The organism is Nodosilinea sp. LEGE 07088 (genome assembly GCF_015207395.1).
Lineage (GTDB): Bacteria > Cyanobacteriota > Cyanobacteriia > Phormidesmidales > Phormidesmidaceae > Nodosilinea.
This window is the reverse complement of record NZ_JADEWX010000003.1, coordinates 67,216-87,706: the sequence shown is the minus strand read 5'-3', so window position 1 is coordinate 87,706 and position 20,491 is coordinate 67,216. Positions and strand designations below refer to the sequence as shown.

16 protein-coding genes are annotated in these 20,491 nt (G+C 48.2%); 15 read left to right on the top strand and 1 reads right to left on the bottom strand.

Going from position 1 to position 20,491, the window contains the following annotated elements; all coding sequences use genetic code 11:
• Positions 1 to 16 precede the first annotated feature (16 nt).
• From IQ254_RS01835 to IQ254_RS01765, 15 genes are all read left to right on the top strand, one after another.
• Positions 17 to 2,095, top strand: coding sequence for a hypothetical protein (locus IQ254_RS01835; RefSeq protein ID WP_193963726.1), 2,079 nt, complete (start codon positions 17 to 19; stop codon positions 2,093 to 2,095).
• A 66-nt stretch (positions 2,096 to 2,161) separates the two neighbouring features.
• On the top strand, positions 2,162 to 3,184 hold the full coding sequence (locus IQ254_RS01830; RefSeq protein ID WP_193963724.1) for a hypothetical protein: 1,023 nt from the start codon (positions 2,162 to 2,164) through the stop codon (positions 3,182 to 3,184).
• Positions 3,185 to 4,082: 898 nt separating this feature from the next.
• Positions 4,083 to 5,342: a glycosyltransferase family 4 protein gene (locus tag IQ254_RS01825; protein WP_228039938.1), complete on the top strand. Its 1,260-nt coding sequence runs from the start codon at positions 4,083 to 4,085 to the stop codon at positions 5,340 to 5,342.
• Positions 5,343 to 5,580: 238 nt separating this feature from the next.
• On the top strand, positions 5,581 to 6,006 hold the full coding sequence (locus tag IQ254_RS01820) for a hypothetical protein (RefSeq protein ID WP_193963720.1): 426 nt from the start codon (positions 5,581 to 5,583) through the stop codon (positions 6,004 to 6,006).
• Between the two features lie 91 nt (positions 6,007 to 6,097).
• On the top strand, positions 6,098 to 7,936 hold the full coding sequence (locus IQ254_RS01815) for an ABC transporter ATP-binding protein (RefSeq protein WP_193963718.1): 1,839 nt from the start codon (positions 6,098 to 6,100) through the stop codon (positions 7,934 to 7,936).
• A gap of 133 nt (positions 7,937 to 8,069) precedes the next feature.
• On the top strand, positions 8,070 to 9,014 hold the full coding sequence (locus IQ254_RS01810; RefSeq protein WP_193963716.1) for a sulfotransferase: 945 nt from the start codon (positions 8,070 to 8,072) through the stop codon (positions 9,012 to 9,014).
• 226 nt (positions 9,015 to 9,240) lie between these two features.
• Complete coding sequence (locus IQ254_RS01805) at positions 9,241 to 10,347, top strand: polysaccharide pyruvyl transferase family protein (RefSeq protein ID WP_193963714.1); 1,107 nt, start codon at positions 9,241 to 9,243, stop codon at positions 10,345 to 10,347.
• 234 nt (positions 10,348 to 10,581) lie between these two features.
• Positions 10,582 to 11,829, top strand: a complete 1,248-nt coding sequence (locus tag IQ254_RS01800) for a glycosyltransferase family 4 protein (RefSeq protein ID WP_193963712.1) — start codon at positions 10,582 to 10,584, stop codon at positions 11,827 to 11,829.
• Between the two features lie 14 nt (positions 11,830 to 11,843).
• A complete protein-coding gene (locus tag IQ254_RS01795) occupies positions 11,844 to 13,106 on the top strand; it encodes a hypothetical protein (protein ID WP_193963711.1) in 1,263 nt (420 codons plus the stop codon).
• Between the two features lie 56 nt (positions 13,107 to 13,162).
• Positions 13,163 to 13,810 (top strand): class I SAM-dependent methyltransferase, encoded by a 648-nt coding sequence (locus tag IQ254_RS01790; protein ID WP_193963709.1) that lies wholly within the window; start codon positions 13,163 to 13,165, stop codon positions 13,808 to 13,810.
• Between the two features lie 14 nt (positions 13,811 to 13,824).
• A complete protein-coding gene (locus tag IQ254_RS01785) occupies positions 13,825 to 14,937 on the top strand; it encodes a glycosyltransferase family 4 protein (RefSeq protein ID WP_193963707.1) in 1,113 nt (370 codons plus the stop codon).
• Between the two features lie 8 nt (positions 14,938 to 14,945).
• Entirely contained in the window at positions 14,946 to 16,127 is a 1,182-nt protein-coding gene (locus IQ254_RS01780; protein ID WP_193963705.1) for a glycosyltransferase, read from the top strand.
• A 6-nt stretch (positions 16,128 to 16,133) separates the two neighbouring features.
• The gene (locus tag IQ254_RS01775) at positions 16,134 to 16,982 is read left to right on the top strand and encodes a glycosyltransferase family 2 protein (RefSeq protein WP_193963703.1); all 849 of its coding nucleotides are present in this window, start codon (positions 16,134 to 16,136) and stop codon (positions 16,980 to 16,982) included.
• 5 nt (positions 16,983 to 16,987) lie between these two features.
• Positions 16,988 to 17,776, top strand: coding sequence for an FkbM family methyltransferase (locus IQ254_RS01770; protein ID WP_193963701.1), 789 nt, complete (start codon positions 16,988 to 16,990; stop codon positions 17,774 to 17,776).
• Positions 17,777 to 17,788: 12 nt separating this feature from the next.
• Positions 17,789 to 18,730, top strand: a complete 942-nt coding sequence (locus IQ254_RS01765; protein WP_193963699.1) for an FkbM family methyltransferase — start codon at positions 17,789 to 17,791, stop codon at positions 18,728 to 18,730.
• Positions 18,731 to 18,801: 71 nt separating this feature from the next.
• On the opposite strand, the gene IQ254_RS01760 is transcribed toward IQ254_RS01765, so the two are convergent.
• A complete protein-coding gene (locus IQ254_RS01760) occupies positions 18,802 to 20,316 on the bottom strand; it encodes a UbiD family decarboxylase (protein WP_193963697.1) in 1,515 nt (504 codons plus the stop codon).
• Between the last annotated feature and the right edge of the window lie 175 nt (positions 20,317 to 20,491).

Sequence of the window (20,491 nt, the reverse complement as noted above, 5' to 3'; positions counted from 1 at the left end):
GTGAGGAGAGTAACAGATGAAGCATAAGTCAAAACCATTGATTACCGGCGGCTTGCTCGGGCTGGCTGGCCTAGGGCTATTACCCCGAGGAGCTGAAGCAACAGAAATACCCCCTGTTGCCCCCGAGCCAAATTTGGGGGCGGCCCAAGCAGAGGAGCCCAGGCCGCTAGTTGCGCCCGAGCCCTCGGCCCAAATAACCGAACCTCAGACTGAAAACCAGGGGACTCCCCAGCCCTCCTGGGCACCAGATACTGAGCAGACGATCGCCGTTACCGCCGCCGCTCCTGCCGCCACCCCGACCATGGCCACTTCAAGTCGTGGAGCCGATCTAGATGTCGCGGCGTCTGAGGGTGTCGCCCCTGAACTAACGGTTTCTCCCGAGTCGATTGCCCCCGAGGGTATTAGCCAGCAGCCTGAGCCAGCCCCGAGGGCGTCTCAGCCAGCCCACAACCCCGAAATGGCTGAGATTCGCTCAGCGATCGCCAACCTGCCAGCAACACGAGCAACAGAGCCCAGCGACCCGGCCTCTGCCAACCAGTCCTCTCGGGTAGCGCCGGTTAGCGCCACCTCGTCAACGCCGCCAGGTGCTGCTATGGCAGCACCTGGCGAGCCCACCGTGGTCGAATCTCTGCTCGAAACTCCCGCCCAGCCCACAGCTCGTCAGCCCCTTTCCCAACCCACGGCCCCAGAAGAACCTCGGGCTGCTGCCACCCCTGAGCTGCCCAGGCCCGCCGCTACACCGCCGATCGCCCCGCTAGAATCTCCAGCTGCGGTCACCACCGCAGCCCGCTCAGCGCCCACAGCTACCGCCGCTCGACCAGCGATCGCCCCTGCGACCCGACCCAATGCTCATCAAGTCGCCGAGATTCGGGCCAGAGCTGCCGCAGTCCAGGCGCTGATGCGCGATATTCGCGCTGCCGCCGGTATATCGGCAGACGCAATGGCCACCGACTCGGCCATTACGCCAGCACCTGACCAGCGGGTGAGTCAGCCTGATGCCTTACAACGAGGGCCACAGCTACCGCCACTGCCATCGCGTTCGGCCCGCCGTCAACCTACCGCTGAGCAGATTGCAGCACAACCCACCACTCTGGTCATGAGGCCCCAAAGGCTAGCAACCCCAGCTCCCGCAGACCCGCTCCAGGGCGATCGCACCGCCGGCCAACGACCTAGCCCATCCGCCGCTGCCCCTGAGCGGGCAACGGCCAATGTAGCCCTCGCCCTGCCCTCACCCCAGCCGGTTATGTCCTCGGAGCAAACTTCTCCGGTGGCCGCCTCTCCATCACAGCCCATGGCTGCGCCCAATGGAGTCGCCAGCCCTCCGGCTAGTGCCCAGGTTTCTCCGACGGCTGAAACTGGCGATCAAATTCGTGACGACTTAAGAATTGACCCCATCACCACGGCCGCTACTCCGCAGCAGACCTTCCCACCTTCGCCCAATGCAGGAATTCCTTCGGGCTTTGGGGCTAACTGGGGCGATGTGTTCATCAGCGCGGCGCTATCGGGGGCCGATCGCCTCCGCCCCGAGGCCGATGGCAGCCTGTCTGCGGGTTTTGGCCTGGGGGATGCGCGCCGGGCAGTGGGCGTGGAGCTAGCCTATAACCTGCTGAGTGTGCGTCGGTTTGGCGAGAACGGTGGCTTTGATGTCAAAGTGCACCGCCAAGTCCATAGCAGTGATGAAACCCAGGTCGCTGCTGCCGTCGGTCTCAACAACTTTGCCTCCTACGGCCCCCAGGCTGGGGGTAGCCCGTCTAGCCTTTACGGCGTTGTGACCGCGGCCCACTTGCTTCAACCCGACCACCCTGTCAATCGCATGCCCATTACCGGCACGTTGGGTCTGGGGGGCGGCTCTTTTTCTGGCCAAAACAGTGATGTCGGCGTGATCGCTGGGGTCGGTCTCCAGGTACACCCACAGTTTTCGGTCAACACCGCCTGGAGCGGTGTGGGCCTTAATGTAGGGGCATCGATCGTACCAGCCCCCACCCTGCCCCTGACGCTCAACTTGCTCTATGGCGATATTGGCAATAATACCCAGGCGGGTTCTGTGGCGGTGGTCAGTGTCAGCTATGGCTTTAACTTTGCTCCCCGCTTTTAAGTCGCTGTGGCGTCGCCTTTGCTTTGGTCAACCTTCGATCGCAACCCATGATTTAGGAGAACAACCGTGAATAAACTGGTGAGCCGACTACGAAAAATTTGGTTCATGCTGGCTTTGGTGGGCAGTAGCCTGGCGATCGCCCTCCCAGGCCAGGCCGGAAAAGCCCCAGTGGGTCTGACCAGCGGCATTACCATCGGCGGGACAACGTTTGTACCGGCTGGCAGCCCCACCCTGGGAACCGGCACCCAGGTTGGTTCCAACTCTCCCAACGCCAATGTCGATCCGGGCACCGGCCAGATCACGCTGACCGCCGCTGCCCAACAGTCTCTCAATCAGGCTGCTCTGGCGCTTCTGCAGGCGCTACAAAACACCAGCCCGGGTATAGTCAATATCCTGATCAATCTCTTGGCCAATATCGACCTACAGGGGTTCAGTCCGGTAGGCGCAACCTTCAATGGCGGCGGTACTACGGTCACTATCGGGGAGTTGGCTCTGCTCGCTTTAAACGCCCTCAACAATGGCGAGAGCATTTCTATCACTACAACCCTGGGCACACTGACCATTGCCGCTCCTACCCCTGCCCCGGGCGCATCGTTGGGTCGGGTGGTGGCCAGCGCTAATCGCGGCGTGGTTTCCGATCTGCCGTTCCTCAACCTGGCCCAAGCCAACCTTGGAGATGACGAGGCCGTCTGGGTGACCTCTGCTGTGTTTGTTCCCGAGGGCGGCACGCCTGTGGTCACGCCGCTGCAAGGTACCCGTGAGCAAATTGCCAATGCTGGCAGTTTCTTAGCCGCATCATTTGCGGCGGGCCTGACGCCTGATCAAGTCGATGCATTCACTGAAATGGCCTTGGCAGGAATAGATTATGCCGATCTAGTGACGCTGTTGAACGCGACCAACAATCTGCTGCCAGCTCAAGAAATAAACGGCAGTGCCGTAGATGCCACTCAGCTTGAGTCGGCTATTCAAGCCTATAACCGTATCCTAGATAACACCGACCCCGACATTCTAGTTGCCCTAGATGAGTCCCACGATTTCATGGTTTTAGGGCGATCGCTCCAGCAGCTCAGGGCCTCAATCGACCTATAGTAATTCAGGCTGATTGAGGTTTTGGTTGCCGACCTTTATGCTATTGACAGACATCAATCTATACCTCGAAAAACTGGCTCACTATTGGGGAGATAAACCGTTAGACTTTTAAAGTTGAAGACTCTTGACTAGGCTATTCTTGCAACGGCCAATCACGATCTCGATGTGCCATAACTGTCACGGCAACCGACACTGGCACTTAGCTTTCCGTCTAACTTTCCACCTAGCCTTTGGAGTATCTCATATAATCCTGGAGCGATCGCATCAGTCACTGGCAAGCTGCTGCAAACACTGTAAAAGCATATTTTCTGTAGTCTTCTCTACTGTTTTTATGCTTCTAATCTGTTCTGCTTCGATGAAGCAGTCTCGCTACCCGTTAAGGTGCATCGGATTAAAAATCTTCAGCTCAATTATCTAGTAAGTGCGCTATCCTTTTGCCATGAAATTATTTAGGCTGTAGAAAAACTGGACGGCCTAGCCTAGGACACATTGCTAGGCGCTAGAAATTGGAGCTGCTTAGTAACATAGGGTGCATTGTTTCGATAGTTTACAGGTTATCCATTTTTGCTAATTGAGGAACTTAGAGACAACGAAAATCATCTCTAGGAAATAGCGTCAGGGTCAATTGTCTTGGCACGCTAAAAACTGAAGCATTAGTTCTACAAATGCCTGAGACAGTCGATGTCTCTAGACTGATGAGCTAATCACTTTTCGTGATGGAAAGCTTCAGGTTCACCTAGTAAAGAAGGATGAGTTTTTGGTTTGCCAAGTCAAGACTAGATACCTCAAGTCGTTGTCATGATACGGCTTCAGGTATGGTTGGGTGCTCAATTTCTACGCGTAAAGGCCAATGAGATCAATGCATCGTGAACGGGATGTACCTCCACAACTATCAATATTGACCCAGTTCTTTCCCCCCGACTACGCACCGACTGGGCAGCTGATGGCAGAACTCGCTCAAAGCCTAAGTCGTGAGGGCGTTAAAGTACAGGTGTTTGCTGGTCAGCCCGGCTATGCTTACGACTGCCCTTTGGCTCCACAAAAAGAACGGGTCAACGGGGTGACAGTCAGGCGTACCCGAACAGCCCGACTGTGGCCGCGCCGCATTCGAGGCCGCGCCGTAGGCGGATTGCTGTATTGCTTGCGATCGCTCGTCAAACTCATACATCCAGCCCGGCGAGGCGATCTGGTGCTAGTGACGACCGAGCCGCCCTACTTACCGTTGTTGGCCTATTTACTCCACTGCCTGTTTAAGCAGCCCTACCTATGCGTGGTCTATGACCTTTACCCCGATGTGGCTGTTGCCCTCAATGTGCTATCTCACAATCACGCTTTAGTCAGGCTTTGGCACTGGCTCAACGGCCAAACCTGGCGCCATGCCAGTGCGATCGTGGTGCTGACCCAGACCATGAAACAGCGGATTGTCGACCACTGCCCCGAAGCAGCTACCAAAATTTCTGTCATTCACAACTGGGCTGACCCAGGATCTATTTACCCCCGCGCTAAGGCTGACAACTGGTTTGCCCGCCAGCACAATTTAAGCGAGGTCTTCACAGTACTGTATTCGGGCAACATGGGGCGCTGCCACGATATGGATACCATCATGACAACAGCCCAGCTATTGCGCCATGAGCCGATCCGATTTGTCTTTATTGGGGCTGGGGCAAAACGTCAGACTTGCCTCAGCCAGGTTAGTCGGTTGGGGTTAAGCAACTGCCTGTTTCTCCCTTACCAGGCCAAAGCCGATTTACCCTACTCTCTCACGGCCTGCGATCTCAGTTTAGTTAGCCTGGTGCCTGGGGTAGAAGGGTTGGTAGCCCCGAGCAAGCTCTACAGCAGCTTAGCCGCCGGTCGCCCAGTAGCAGCAATTTGTGAACCGCACTCCTATCTGCGATCGCTGCTAGCCGAAGGTGATTTTGGTCGCGCCTTTGACAACGGCGATAGCGATGGCTTAGCCAACTTTATTCGTATGCTGGCTGCTGATACCCACCGAGGACACCAAATGGGCCACCGAGGACGTAGCTACATGCAGCAAAATTTTACCCCCGAACAGATCACCCGCCGCTATTTTGAGGTCGTAGATGCCTGTATACGCCGGCTCAACCCTGCCCTGGTAGCGGTAGCCCCGCCCCCAGAGACGGCTACATCTCGCTTGTAGCCTAGATCGGCGAGAACGATAAAACATCCAAATCTTAAATTTCACCCCCTAGGCCTTGCCTAACTGAATAAATCCGTTACCCTTTCGAGCATGGAGTGGGCTTCGATGGTCATCACGATCTCAGTCTCTCCCCCGCAACCTCGACCAGCCTAGGCTGAGGCCGTAGTCTAGGAGAGGTGTGGCCGTTTTCTCTAGCTTGGTTGCCTGCTCTTCTCCCCTAAGCCAACAATCTGTTGCCATGACCCAACCTCGCCGCCACCGTAGCCGATCTAAACGCCGTAGCATTTATTGCCCCGACCACGCTACCTATCTCGACAGCGTCAGCCAAAAATATCCCCTTTACGCCACCCACCCTGAGCAGCTCCGGCAGCGGGGGCTCAGTCGGCTGCGATCGCTGACCGTCATTGCTGGCTATGGCACAGTTCCCCTTATGGGCGAGTGGCTAGAAGCTTTTTGGTGCGATCACTGTCAAGCAAGTCGGTGGTATCACGTTTGCAAAACCAACACAAATACTTACAACGTTACAGTCGCCCCCACCGCCCTCTGGATGCAGGCTAGCGGCGTCATTTTGACCACTGGCAATCCTAGCGTCGGTGAGTTTACCCGCCGTCAGGCCCGCCATACCCAGTTTCAAGGTATCAAAGACTTTCGCCGCATCGGCTGAGTCCAGAGCCGATGACCAAGACGATTCAATCGTTAGCCAAGCTACCCCCCCAAATAGGCCTTATATCCGGCGACCTGTTTCTCCACAATCCATGGCCAAACCCTATAAAAGCAGGCTCAGTCAGAAGCGTTTAGCTGTCAACCCGCCCGGCATTCAACCTATCCTCAGGCGGATTTGGCAGCACCTCAACCTCAAGCGACGTTGGCAGTTGCTGGGTTTGGCAGCTCTAATGGTGACCAGCGGCATAGCCGAAGCCATTACCCTAGGGGCAGTGCTGCCGTTCCTCAGCGTAATTGTCGCCCCTGAAAAAGTTCTCGACAATCCGACGGCAATGCAGCTGTACGAAGCCCTGGGGTTTACCTCCAGCGAGCAGCTAGTGCTGCCGCTCACCATAGCGTTAATAGTGGCAGCTCTGCTCGCCGGAATTATGCGTCTGCTGGTGCTGTGGGCCACTAAAAGCTACGGTCAAATGGTTGGCCACGAGATGGCAGTCAACGTTTATTGGCGCACCCTGTACCAACCCTATCGAGTCCATTTAGCCCGCAACACCAGTGAGCTAATCAGTTCCATTGAAAAAATCACCGTTGTCATCGCCGTACTCAATCACACTATGGCGCTGATTAGCGCCTTGGTTATTGTCACAGCGATTGTGGTGGTTCTCTTGGCGATCGAGCCGTTGGTTTCAGCGGCAACCTTTCTCGGTTTGGGTGGGCTCTACGGGCTGCTAATCTATTCCACCCGGAAGCGTCTAAACCATAACAGCCGACAAATCAGCCGACAAATGACCCTGCAAATCAAAGCGCTACAAGAAGGACTAGGTGGAATCCGCGATGTGCTGTTGGATCACAGCCAACCGTTTTACTGCGAACGCTATCGCCGTGCCAATTGGCCCCTGTGTAGAGCTAGGGCCGAAAACGCCTTTATAGGTAGCAGCCCCCGCTACGGTGTGGAGACCTTGGGCTTAGTAGTGCTAGCGGGGCTCGCCTACGGCCTGAGCCAACAATCGGGGGGCGGTGCAGCAGCACTGCCATTGTTGGGCACATTGGCCTTGGGTGCACAGCGACTCATGCCTGCCCTACAGCAAATTTTCGCCGCTTGGGCTGGCATACGGGGAGACCAAACCGCCGTAGAAGATGTCCTCAAGCTGCTCGAGCAATCGATTCCCCCCGAAGAGTTGCAGCCCAGTCCTCCCCCCCTAAGGTGGCAATCGACCATCAAATTTATCGATGTGGGATTTCGCTACAACAGCACTGACCCCTGGATACTGCAAGCCTTGTCTTTTACCATTCCTAAAGGTGCACGCGTAGGGGTTGTCGGAGCCACTGGCAGCGGTAAAAGTACAACTCTAGATATTCTAATGGGCCTCTTAGAACCTACCGTAGGCGAGGTTGTTGTAGATAACCGGTTGCTTAAGGGCGATCGCTCCAGAGCCTGGCAGCAAACCATCGCCCATGTCCCACAGCACATCTATCTGGCCGATACAACCATTGCGGAAAATATTGCCCTTGGAGTGCCTAAGCAAGACATTGATTTAGAACGGGTACGCTTTGCGGCTCAGCAAGCCAAAATAGCCGCCTTTATCGAGCAAAGTCCAGATGGATACTCAGCTACTTTAGGGGAACGAGGCATTCGCTTGAGTGGAGGGCAGCGCCAGAGAGTTGGTATTGCTCGAGCGCTATACAAGAAAGCGTCCGTACTCGTTTTCGACGAAGCTACGAGCGCACTGGATAGCTTTACTGAACAAGAGGTAATGGCAGCGATCGAGAACCTAGGTGACGACCTGACCATTTTGTTGATTGCCCACCGACTCAGCACCGTTGAACAGTGCGACTTTATCATTGAGCTAGCCCAAGGTCGAGTAGTTGCCCAGGGAAACTACCAGGAACTACTGGAGAAATCCGAAAGCTTTAAGAGAATGGCCATGCTTTAAATGACGAGATTCAGGCCATAAAAGAAGATCTCATATGGATCCCTCAGGTCAGGTTGTCAGCTCTCAGTGACGCGATCGCTCAACATAACTCACACAAATAAACCGATCGTCTAGCCTACAGAAAACCATTGACGTGAACAACGCAAGAAAACCAAACTTCTTTATTGTGGGTGCGCCAAAATGTGGCACAACAGCGATGTTTGAGTACCTTCGACAACATCCAGATATTTTCATGTATCCGTATAAAGAATCTAATTTTTTTGCGGATGACCTCAAGAAAGAACCACACGGCTACTCCCAGGCAGCCATTGATAAATACCTAAGCAGGTTTAAAGGTATAGGTGAGGAAGCGATCGTAGGCGACGCATCAATTTGGCACCTCTACTCTAAAGCAGCACCCATCAAAATAAAAGAGTTTAACCCAGGCACAAAAATACTAATCATGCTGAGAAACCCAGTAGAGCAGATGCACTCTCTACATAGCCAGCTTGTCTACGGAGGGATCGAGCCCCTAACATCATTTCAGCAGGCTCTCCAAGCCGAGGCGCAAAGAAAAATAGCGCAATCAATCGACGAAATCAGCCCTGATGTGACCAATCTTTCCTATAAATGCTTGCTCTATCGAGAAATCGCTAGCTTTTCAGCTCAAGTGAGCCATTATCTCGACATTTTTGGTACTGCAAACGTTCACATAGTCCTATTTGATGAGTTAAAACAAGATGCTGAAGCTACCTATGAGCGAGTGCTTGACTTTCTGAATATAGAGAAGACATACTTTAGTCCAGAGTTCAGAGTTTTCAATTCAAACAAAGTTCGACGATTCAATGGCAAGTTCATACAAAAAGTCAGGACACATCCTGCAAATCTTTGGCTTGCCAGAACATTTCTCCCCCCCCTTGCCAGGGAGGTTATGGGGAGAAAAATGGGCCAAGCCTGGAGTAAACTTAACAGCGTAGAAAGGCCAAGGGTATCTATAGATATTGTCTTGAAGAAAAAATTGCTTGCCGAGTTTACCGAAGAAACTAAAAAATTAGGCCAACTGCTAAACCGAGATCTAAGTAGTTGGCTGATCCCATAGATCCATAAACTTAGGCCCAAGTCATTTTCAGTTGCGCTGAGGTAATTATTCTTTCTAAGAGTATTCCACCTAAAAACATCCCGATCAGGAACGCGAACTCGGCTCACTAGGCCGGTCGCGGAGAGGCACCGGATAGGTATTTAGTTGAAACACTCTAAGGCTGATGACTGAAACAACCAAATGCTGACAGCAATCAAGCAGAGAAAAAACGTACTCAAAGTGAATAATGGATATTAAAAAACCTCAACCCAGAGAGGGAATTAGCATTCTCGTTGAGAATTCAACTTGGAATAATATAGGAGATGGGTTCTATCAATTTCCTATTTTCTATCTACTCGAGGCTTTGTTTGGTCATAACTCCAACATATCCATGATAGATGGTCCAGTCGAGAGAGCTTTCCGCCTTGGTTCCAAGCTAAAAAGCAGATTTAAAAAAAACGCCTTTGAAATATCAACTCTTTATCGAGGAGATATTTATGTTTTTTCTGGCCCAATACTTAACTCTAATTTCCTAAGTCACTATGCCAGTTTTATCAAAACAATTAAGCAAGAGGGCGCAAATTACCTCATTCTTAGCAGCCATTCCAGCTTGGATAGAGAATCCAAACAATTTGACGACATCATCCATTTCCTAAGCCTATATCCACCGCTGGGAATTTCCACCAGAGACACCCACACATTCAACCTACTCAACCCACACCTTGAAAATTGTTACAACGGAATCTGCTGTGCATTTTATGCATACCTGCTTTTACCTTTGGCTAAGCTCAGAATAGACAGGCCATATATAACAGTTTCTTTTTACAAAAGTTTTGAACCTGACATCGAGATTGAGCTAGGAGATCAAGCAATATCTGATGTTAAATTGAGTCCGTATGGATTATCAGAACATGCCTGGGCTTGGAAGCTACTCAGACACGGTGAATTTCTAAGGCCGCTCCCTCAGAGGATATCTAACTACGAAGTGATTAGACCCCATCATGGCATAGGAACAAGTTTTTTCAACGTAGACTTTTCAAAACCCAACTCTTATTTATCGTTCAATCCCCTCTCGTATTTAGGTCTGTACCAAAATTCTACGTTAACTATCTCAGACAGAGTGCATGCCTGTGTTGCAACTCTAGCGGCTGGAAAGCCAGCCCTATTTTACTCCAGACATATTAGCCCTAACGACAAACGACACCTCATCTTTGATCGAGCACCGATTATCAAAGATTCTAGAACTGGTTTATATCATACAGATCTAAAAGGCATCCAAACAGAATTCGCAGACTTTCAGTCATGGCTTAGGATGACGTTTAGTAGTGTAGCATTAAGTCAAATAAATCAGTAAAGAATGTAATCTAATCAAAATGAAACCACGCCTCCCCATGAGTCCCAATACACTGCCATATTTTTGGGAATACATAAGAGTTATCTGGCCATAGAGACATGAAGCACCTAAACAAATAATGGCAAAACGGCAAAACTAGATCCATATGTCAATTTCCTTGACTTTAATACCGTTTAATATATTTCCTAACTGCTCAACATTACTTGAGGTGAGCTACTCCAAGGGTGGAAAATTATGACCTCAACTAAAATAGCTGTTGCACAGCTAGGCGCACGAAAACATTATCAAGAACCTGTTCTATTTCACAGGTGGGGAGTACTTGAAACCCTCTATACTGATTTATATGCTGGCAATAGTTGGCCAATTCGATCTCTTCGGAACCAGCAAGTAAATAAATATCTCCCGTCAGCAGCTAAGCGATTCCTAGATCGTTATGATGTAAATCTAGACAACGCTAAAATCACTCATTTTCCCTGGTTAGCATACCGGTATGCTGAAGCACTTAAAAGAGCAGAAGGTCAAAATATTGCCTCAGTCTATGAGAAAGCAGGCCGAGACTTCTGTCAGCACATTATCAACAATGGCCTAGGTCAAGCGAACACTATTTACGGCTTCAATGGCGCTTCCCTTGATCTATTTCAGTATGCCAAGAGTCATGGCTACCGTTGCATCCTAGATCAGACCTTAGTTGAACGGACATATCTTCACCTGCTCCTACAGGAAGAAGAAGCGCGTTGGGCTGATTGGGTAAGTCATCCGTTTAAGCCAGCAGTTTCAGATATAGATCTTGCCAAGCGGGAAAGACAAGAACAAGATCTAGCAGATCAAATTGTTTGTGGGTCTAGTTTTGTCAAAGAGTCTCTTATTTTGCGAGGAGTTCCATCTAAAAAAATCTTTGTTATTCCCTTAGGCGGAATAAACACTAAGAGCATTATTTCCGAAGACAAGCCTCTATCTCACCAAAAATATCGCCAAGAAAGCCTACATATTTTATTCGCCGGATCGGTAGGTCTGAGAAAAGGTATACCCGACTTGCTCCATGCACTATGCCAACTGAAAAGCCGAATCCCATTTGTTTGTAAGATTGTTGGCCCCATTGAATTAAGCTCTGAGAAAGTTGAAAAATACTCCAGTGTTTGCAGTTTTCTTGGCAAGGTACCCCGTTCAAAAATGCCTGAGCTCTATAATTGGGCCGACGTATTTGTCTTGCCATCTATCTGCGAAGGTTCTGCCATGGTGACTTATGAAGCCTTACAATACGGTCTTCCAGTCATAACCACGCATAATGCAGGCTCTATCACCCAAAATAGCTTTGGCTGCCAGCTGGTTCCGATCCGAAACCCAGCCGCTATTGCAGATGCCCTAGTTAACCTTTTTAACCAAAAAGAAGACAATAATTCTAGCTGTGCGCTTCAAAATTACCTTAAGCAAAATAATAATAAAGCCATCGAGAATTTCAAAGATATGATATTACATCCTTAAGCTAATTAAATACTATGAATGGCCCACTTATACTCTTTATTAGTACCTGTATTGGCTTAGTTATTTGGGGAATCCTAAAAAAGGAAAGAGTACTTCAGTTTCCTTTTTTTATGGGGGCCATATTTATTAGTTTTTTAGTTCCTCAAGCAATTTCTCTAGTTAACTTTCCCGGTGTTGTACCTTCCCACAGCATTGATAGAATTTTAATCTACGGTTCTCTCTGTGTTGCTATGTGCTGGTTAGGGTATTTACCCAAACTTTATTTCTTACCTAGGTATCAGCGGGTCTTGAGTTCACGTAGATTAGTACGAGCGGCCGTTGCCCTTGCGATTTTTGGTACTGTTTGTTTTTTAATGATTGGCACAGTAGTTCCAAGACCCACATCGAGTCAGTGGACTGGCCCAGCTACCATTTTATTTTTCTTCTCACAAACCACCTGGATCGGATCCATTATTTTGCTTCTGATTGGTCTAGCAAAACGCAAAATAATCTATATCGTTTTGGCACATGCGGGGCTACTACCATTAATTGCATCTGTCTTAGAGCAAGGCCGTCGTACCGAAACAGCCACCTTACTCGTTATGTTGGCAGTAGCTTTTTTCTTTTCTTACCGTATTATTCCACCCAGATGGCTTTCATTATTAGCCATTTTCCTAACAATGGCACTAATTCCTCTTTTTGCTATCATGCGAGGCGATGTTTGGGAGGCTCTATTTTCAAGAAGTCTAACACTCGCAGATCTGAGGTTTGCTTTAGATAGCCTTTTATCAAATGAGAGTATCCTAGAGCTGCGCAATGCTGCATTAACTGTTGAAGCTGCCCAAAGTACAGGAAAATTTGGTTTTGGATCAGGACTTTGGAATCGCATTATTTTTCAATACGTGCCTGGGCAACTTGTAGGATATGAGCTTAAAGACTCACTATATATTCAATTGTCAGACTATGATCTAGAAGAGCTATTCAGGTATGTTGCCCCTACTGGTTCAACATTCACCGGTCTTGGAGATTCCTTTAGGGAATTTAGTTATTTCGGATGTCTAGTATTTGCTGGGATGGCTTACTGGTTTAAACATCTTTGGGTGCTATCTACTAGATATAACAATTTCTATTCTCAGGTGCTATACATTAGTCTAGTAATACCAGCGTTGCTGTCGGTCACCCATGGTATTGGCCGATTCACACAAGATATAATTTTTCGGCTAATCGTTGTAGGTGCTGTAATTAAGTATGCCCAACTCAAAAAATCAGATGCGGATGCCGATGGCAACACATGCTAAATTAGTATGCTCATGGTGATGCAACCAGTCGAGAATTTAAACATCCTTTATGATTTATGATCAAAAGTCAGTTTAAGAATATACAGTTTGTTGACCGCATAGATTTATTGCGCTCTTTATGTCATGAGAGAAGCGTTTTACACTTAGGAGCAACAGATTCCCCTGAAACCATAGGAGCAGCAAACGCTAATCGCCTACTTCATCTTCAGATTGATAGTGTCGCCAAACAATTAGTCGGTGTTGATATTGATAGAGAAATGATTCAATGGCTAGCAAACAACTACGGAGTCAAGAGCATTTTCTACGGAAATGTAGAAAAAATCGAAGATTATCCGTCTGGAGAGTTTGATGTTATAGTCGCCGGAGAAATTTTGGAACATCTCAATAACCCAGGGCAAGCGCTAGGCAATATCCGAAGAATCATGCAGACTCACACACAGTTAGTAGTTACAGTCCCCAATGCTTATTCCTTAAAGGGTTTTATTAGAGCTTGCTTAGGCTATGAATTGATTCATCCTGATCATCTATTGCACCACTCTCCACATACACTCAAAGTCTTGTTGAAGCGCTTTGGCTTTTCTATTGAGTGTGTGTTTAGTTTTGCAAATGGTGGACAAGGCATCGCTGCTAGTATAGCCAACTGCTTTCTTCGATTTAATCCTCAATTAGCAGAAGGTATTGGCATTATAAGTAGAGCCGTGTAGAAGACTCATCTACTATGAAAGTGACTGCTTTAACTATGGTAACAGGCCCCTATATTGCTGCCCGTTACACCCACTTTGCTATGACTTATCCAAACTATGAGCTCTCATTAGTAGAGTTTGGTGAGGTGTCGGAGACCTATAGCTGGCAACAGAGTGACCAGGAGGTTCCCTATAGAAGAGTCATATTGTCTAAGCAATCTGCTGAAGGGCAGACGTGGGTTATGTTGTCATGGCGCCTTTTAAGTGCTTTAAACAATTTGCAACCAGAGATTGTCATCCTCTGCGGCTATGGCATCAAGGGCATGCTGGTAGGCTTGCTATGGAGCCTGTTCCACCAGAAACCTGCGATCCTCTTATCAGACAGCAAAGAAAATGACTCCCTGCGTAATTCTATTAAGGAATTTATTAAAAGTTTGATTATTCAGAAATATGATGCTGCATTAGTAGCAGGGCAACTTCATAAGCAATATTTATGTAATCTTGGCATGCCAAGAAATGCTATTTTTGTCGGGTACGATGTGGTCGAGAATAAGAGATTTTGCCGTAAAGAAATTAAAGATCTTCCAAAACCACTCGATCGCCCTTACTTTTTAGCTGTCAATCGATTTATTGCAAAAAAGAACTTGCATAGAATCATTCAAGCCTATGCAGACTATCGTCAGCAGACAAATACCAAACCCTGGGATCTAGTATTATGTGGTGACGGTGAATTATATCCTCAGATAGAACAAAAAGTCAGCGTCTTGGGTCTAGAGTCTTCAGTTCACATGCCTGGGTTTCTTCAGCTGGAAGAGCTTTTACCATACTATGCTCATGCTCAATGTTTCATTCATGCGAGTCTTCAAGAACAATGGGGACTTGTCGTAAACGAAGCTATGGCTGCAGGTCTTCCGGTTATAGTTTCAAACTGTTGCGGATGTTTCGAGGATTTAGTGCTAGAGGGTGTGAATGGATTTGGGTTTGATCCAGAAAATGTTCAACAACTTTCATCATTGATGATGAAAGTTAGTTCTGACTCTGTAGATCTAGAGATTATGGGCCGTGCTTCGGAGGTTCACATTCAGAATTATTCTCCTGAAACCTTTTCTCATGGGCTTCAGAAGGCTATTCAGCATACGTTGAAGTAGTTCTTATCATGTATATTCTCTTAGTTATTCCAGCTATTGGAGACGTTTACGGTGGGCCAACCAAGATCGTAGTAGGGTTGGCAGAAGCCCTGAGTCACCAAGGTATGTATGTCGATGTTGTTACCACCAATGCTAATGGGCAACAGAGACTAGAGGTTCCTATTAAGAAGTGGGTTAATCAGAATGGCTATCGAATTAAGTACTTCCCCTACTTTAGTTCAGGCGATTACAAATGGAGTAGTTCGCTCGCATTCTGGCTATTTAACCATGTTCATGATTACAATGTAGTTCATAGCAACGCGGTTTTTTCCTTGCCAAATATCCCAGTTCATCTCGCCTGCCAGTGGCATAAAACGCCCTATGTTATGGCTCCCCATGGAATGTTAGAACCATGGGCACTGTCGTATAAGCCTTGGAAAAAGCATCTCTATTATAAAGTACTGGAGCGTCCCGCTTTGAATAGAGCTAGTGTAATTCAAGCTACGGCCTCTCCTGAATCAGAACATATTCGAAAGCTGGGACTTGCACCACCTATTGTAACTATCCCAAATGGAATTCATGAGCATGATTTTAATACCTTGCCCGATGCTGAATTGTTTTACCAAAAGTTTCCACTGACACGAAATAAAACCTTAATTCTCTTCCTGGGCAGAATTGATCCTAAAAAAGGACTCGATTTGCTAGCGCAGGCATTTGCTTCAATTCAACTTCAATTTCCTCAGACTCATCTGATTATCGCTGGCCCGGACAACATTGGATTTTCGCCTACCGCCCAGGAATACTTTGCAGCAGCAGGATGCTCGGACTCTGTCACATTTACTGGGTTCTTAACAGGTGCTCTTAAATATGCAGCTTTTTCTGCCTCCAACCTCTATGTGGCCCCTTCCTATTCTGAAGGTTTTAGCATGTCGATTCTAGAGGCTATGGCATCTGGACTACCCTGCATAATTACTACTGGCTGCAACTTTCCTGAGGCTGCGATCGCAAAAGCTGCCTATGTGGTTGAAAGTAAGGCTGAAGAAATCACTGAAGCCCTACTTTCTTGTTTGAGTCATCCCGCAGCCGCTGAGCGGACAGGAAATCTAGCGCGTAAATTTATTTTAGAACATTACACATGGGAGAAAGTAGCTAAGAGGTTAATAGAAACCTATCAATCCATTTCACCTAGCTTTGACGTCGAGAATACTTGAATCATTATGGCTCTTATTTCTCTGATCATTTTGACTAGGGATGAAGAGGCAAATTTATCCACTTGCCTTGAAAGCCTAAAGGGCTTAGACGCGGAAGTCTTTGTTGTAGACTCAGGCAGTATAGACAACACCCTCAGCATAGCTAGTGCATGGGGTTGTCACGTGTATAGCCACGAGTGGGTCAATCATGGAGAACAAGTCAACTGGGCAATTGAGAATTTACCGTTTAACACGCCTTGGTCGATGCGATTGGATGCGGATGAACGTCTGACGTCTGATTTAGTTGATGAACTAAATACAAAACTTGTTCAATCTGAAGCACAAATCTCCGGCTATTTGATTAAACGTCGTGTTTTCTTTATGGGCCGGTGGATTCGTTTCGGTGGCTATTATCCTACCTGGCTGCTTCGGGTTTGGCGTACAGGACATGCCTCCTGTGAATCGCGCTATATGGATGAACATATGGTTCTTTCTAAAGGTAGCCTCGACAAGTTACACCATGACCTCATTGACGAGAATTTAAAGGGTTTGAACTTCTGGATCAATAAGCATAACCGCTATTCAGAACTAGAAATTCAAGATATTATAGATACCCAAAGCGAAGCGAATTTATTACTGGGTAGTAATAACGGATCACAACCGTCTCAGCGACGATGGGTTAAACAGAACCTCTACTTTCGATCTCCTTTATTTTTGAGAGCATTAATATATTTTCTAATGCGATACGTTATTGGTCTTGGCTTTCTAGATGGAATCCCTGGTTTGATTTTTCATGTTTTTCAAGGGTTCTGGTATCGCTTCCTAATTGATGCCAAGCTGTACGAAAAAATGAAATTCGAAAAAATCAGGAGGTAAGCCAAGTGTTTTCTCGACTATATGATCGTTATTTCATCAAAAAGCCTGCCGTGAGGCTTTTCGTGACAAAGCTTCTGGAAAAAGATGAAGATATAGATATAGATTTGCTATGCTCTAGGCTGAAAGTGAATTCCATTAAAGAGCATGGCTATCTTAGAGCATCTAGGATGGCAAAGTTCTCTAGTCTATTCCGCGATGAAATTCCGGTGCTTATGCACCTTGCCGCATTGCTGCCTGGCTCAGATACTTTTATAGATGTTGGGGCCAACGTAGGGGTTTTTTCTGCGAGTTTATCAAAACTAAAATCAGTTTTTCAAGACATCGAATTTCTAGCTTTTGAAGCAAATCCTGATACATTTTCGCGGCTTTCGAGAACCGTTGAAAATTTACAGGTTAAAACGCATTGTATAGCGCTCTCAAACAAGACAGGTGAACTAGAATTTGTCAGCGGAACAGCTTCTGGTGTGTTCACAGCTATTGATTATGCCTCGTCTTACAACAACAAAGAAAAGACGATTGTACCTTGTCGTCGTCTAGATTCATTTGACATTAGTGGGGTCTCTATGGTCATCAAAATTGATGTTGAAGGTCAAGAGATGGATGTATTAGAAGGATCTAGCAAGTTTTTTGAAAAGAGATTTGTTAAAGCCGTTTATCTTGACGGCTACTCTAGTAAGAATAGGGTTGAAAATTTTCTCAGAGGTTATGGATTTTCGTTCTTTGATGGGCGTAGCTTACAACCAGTGGAGGGGGATGTTTTTAGTCTGCTGGCAATTCACGGAGCGTATCTTTAAGCCTCAATCTCTTTGAATTCAAAAGATATTCGCTTGGCTAAATTCAAGAATTTTATGAATGAAAATTTCCTGGCTGGCAGAACTCTAGCCTATATTTGGAACCATCCAAACAATCAGAAGCGTCAAACACAAGCAGTGTATCGCTTTTTAGGGTGGCAGATCTGGAAACGATTCACCGGTAGAAGTATCAACATTAGTTTGGATGAAGACATTAAGGTGCGATGCTACCCAGACAGCCGTTCAGCTAGCGCGGCCTTATATTGCGGGCTTTACGACCACAATGAAATGTCTTTTTTACAGCGTTTTCTTCAGGATGGCGACAGCTTTCTTGATGTCGGAGCGAATATTGGTGTTTACACGCTTTTGGCTGCAGCTAAGTCTCCGACTGGTCATATATACAGTATTGAGGCCCTGCCTAGAAATGTAGCTCGTCTAAAAGAAAACTTGACTCTGAATCAGTTTGATCATGTTACGGTCTATGAGTTGGCTATTTCAGACTCTCAGGGTGACGTTTCTTTAGATTTAGCCGATGGTGACTCGACCCCTAGGATTGCCAACCAAGATTTTAACCGAACCCTGCAAGTGTCTACTGATACATTAGATAACCTATTACATGACAAGTCAGAAGAGTTGACCCTAGCGAAGATGGATATTGAAGGTGCTGAGCTATTAGCATTTAGAGGGGCTCATTTACTTTTGCAAAAACACTGCCCTATGGTATGGATTCTGGAAATTAATCACCAAATACAAAATTTTAGTTATACCGCTGAAGACTTGGCAACACTTCTGGATAGCTATGGCTACGGCCTCTATAGCTATAGCGCTGAGCACAACCAAGTCTTTTCTATATCTTTAGCTGAGAAGCCGGGTAATAACCTATTGGCGATCGCACGTCCATGCCTTGACGTTGTGCGTCAGCGACTGGCGATCGCAGCTCCTTTGCCCCGGGCCTAACCTACAGCATTACGACCAATCCCTATACCGAGACACAGACATTGTCTTACTTAATTTTCTTCCTACAGCACCTATTTTCTCAAGTCATACCCAAATAGATTTGGGTCTACATCCCCCAGGTTCAAGTCGCCTAATCCATACTCTGCCCAGCGCCTGTCTACCAAATTTGCGGTATCAGGGTCAGGGGTGAGTTCTTCACTCCAGGGGCGGTCGGTTTCGGGATAGACCTTGGTGGTAGCATCGATACCCATGCGGCTACCAAGACCAGGTTTCTCGGTAGCGAAGTCAAGCCGATCAAAGGGGTTATCGGGCAAAATAAACACGTCACGGACGGGGTCAACCTTAGAGGTAACGGCCCACATCACCTGGCGAGGATCGCGGATATTGATGGTCTGATCGACCACAATTACAAACTTGGTGTAGCTAAACTGGGGCAGCGCCGACCAGAAGGCTAGGGCCGCGCGTTTGGCCTGGCCAGGATAAGACTTTTCAATTGATAATACAGCGGCCTTATAGCTCAGCCCTTCCATGGGCAAAAAGAAGTCCTGGATTTCGGGTACCTGCTGGCGCAGAATGGGGTTGTAGATGCGGTTGAGGGCGATCGCCATCATGGCATCTTCCTTGGGCGGGCGACCGCTAAAGGTAGTCATATAAATTGGGTTCTTGCGGTGGGTCATGCAGTGGAACCGCAGCAGCGGAGCCGCCTCATTGACGCCACCGTAGTAGCCGATATGGTCACCAGCCGGGCCATCTACAGCCGTTTCACCGGGGGTAATCGTTCCCTCCAGCACGAGTTCAGCGGCAGCGGGCACCTCTAAGTCTACGGTTTTGCATTTGGCTAATGTGAGGCCTTTACCCGCGTAGAGGCCAGCGAAGAGCCACTCTGACAGATCGATCGGCAGGGGGGTAGCGGCGGCCAAAATCACCAGCGGGTGGACGCCAATCGCGATCGCGACCTCTAACGGCTTACCCATTTCAGCAGCCTTACGCAGGTGACGGCTACAGCCCCGCACCGACAACCACTGGACTGTAGCGGTATGCTTCGACTGGAGCTGAAGTCGATACACCCCAATATTTGGAATGTGGGTCTCCGGATCCTTGGTGATCATTAGCCCTAGCGTAATTACCTTGTCGGCATCCCCGGGGTAAACCCGGAGCAGCGGTATTTGATTGAGATCAACGGCATCATCCTTCAGCACTACCTGCTGGCAAGGGGGCAACAGATCGCGCACAGGCTTGGCCTTGACGACGTCAAACAGCGCCTTACCCAGGTCAATCGCTTGAGAAAACTGCTTAGGCGGACGGGGTTGATACAGTAGCGCCAGCTTTTCACCCAGGGTTTCGAGCTCAGCTGGGTGTTCCATACCCATGGCCCAGCACACTCGCTCTACGGTGCCCAGCACATTGATCGCTAACGGCATAGTGGCCCCCTGCACGTTTTCAAACAGCAGGGCGGGCCCTCCCCCCAGCAGCAAGCGGTTGGCAATTTCAGCAATTTCGAGATCTGGGCTAACAGGGGCGGTAATGCGGCGGAGTTGCCCCCGCTTTTCCAGGAGGGTCAGAAACTGCTGTAGATCTTTTGCCATAGTGAGCGAGTTGTTATAAACAAGTGTTAAGCACCTTCCTTATTATGGCGGAGAGGGGTGCAGCCCGGAACGGCGCTATGGTGAACCTGCCTGGAGAGGTCGTGAAGACAGCATCCGCTAGGGCAAGATTCCTGGCACAATCGAGATATGGTCTGTGGCATTAACTGTCTTGAAA

Excerpts from the sequence above, each read along its gene's own strand:
- IQ254_RS01815 (WP_193963718.1), top strand. The coding sequence starts at position 6,098 with ATGGCCAAACCCTATAAAAGCAGGCTCAGTCAGAAGCGTTTAGCTGTC.
- IQ254_RS01785 (WP_193963707.1), top strand. The coding sequence starts at position 13,825 with ATGAAAGTGACTGCTTTAACTATGGTAACAGGCCCCTATATTGCTGCC.
- IQ254_RS01805 (WP_193963714.1), top strand. The coding sequence starts at position 9,241 with ATGGATATTAAAAAACCTCAACCCAGAGAGGGAATTAGCATTCTCGTT.
- IQ254_RS01795 (WP_193963711.1), top strand. The coding sequence starts at position 11,844 with ATGAATGGCCCACTTATACTCTTTATTAGTACCTGTATTGGCTTAGTT.
- IQ254_RS01760 (WP_193963697.1), bottom strand. The coding sequence starts at position 20,316 with ATGGCAAAAGATCTACAGCAGTTTCTGACCCTCCTGGAAAAGCGGGGG.
- IQ254_RS01820 (WP_193963720.1), top strand. The coding sequence starts at position 5,581 with ATGACCCAACCTCGCCGCCACCGTAGCCGATCTAAACGCCGTAGCATT.
- IQ254_RS01780 (WP_193963705.1), top strand. The coding sequence starts at position 14,946 with ATGTATATTCTCTTAGTTATTCCAGCTATTGGAGACGTTTACGGTGGG.
- IQ254_RS01790 (WP_193963709.1), top strand. The coding sequence starts at position 13,163 with ATGATCAAAAGTCAGTTTAAGAATATACAGTTTGTTGACCGCATAGAT.
- IQ254_RS01835 (WP_193963726.1), top strand. The coding sequence starts at position 17 with ATGAAGCATAAGTCAAAACCATTGATTACCGGCGGCTTGCTCGGGCTG.
- IQ254_RS01800 (WP_193963712.1), top strand. The coding sequence starts at position 10,582 with ATGACCTCAACTAAAATAGCTGTTGCACAGCTAGGCGCACGAAAACAT.
- IQ254_RS01775 (WP_193963703.1), top strand. The coding sequence starts at position 16,134 with ATGGCTCTTATTTCTCTGATCATTTTGACTAGGGATGAAGAGGCAAAT.